The following is a 405-nucleotide window of genomic DNA, read 5'->3' on the forward strand; positions in this document are numbered from 1 at the left end:
CTCCGCTCAACGGCATTATGGGGATGGTGGAGCTTGGGAAGAACCATATTGATGAACCCGGCCGGATGCGTAACTGCCTGGACATAATTACATTTTCGTCCGCACACCTCCTCTCCCTGATCAATGATATCCTGGACATGTCCAAAATTGAGAGCGGAAAAATCGAACTGCATCCGGAGCTGTTTGACTTGGGAAAGCTTCTGCGTGCATTAATGACGGTGTTCCATGTGCAGGCGATTAACAGGCAGATAGACTTTCAGATCTTTCTTCGGGGAGAGGTCACGGAGTATCTGGTTGGCGATGCGCTTCGCCTGAACCAGATACTGACGAATCTGCTCTCCAACGCTGTGAAATTTACCCCGGCGCAGCGTTTCTATGTTCAGGTTGACACTTCCCTGCGCCGGG

Annotated in this window: 1 protein-coding gene; it reads left to right on the top strand. The window is 51.4% G+C overall.

Annotated features, from left to right (window positions below; translation table 11 throughout):
• On the top strand, positions 1-405 hold a 405-nt coding region (locus tag NE473_RS30445), incomplete at both ends, for a sensor histidine kinase (protein WP_305148716.1).

This window comes from Hungatella sp. SL.1.14 (genome assembly GCF_024460495.1).
Taxonomy (GTDB): Bacteria; Bacillota; Clostridia; order Lachnospirales; family Lachnospiraceae; genus Hungatella; species Hungatella hathewayi.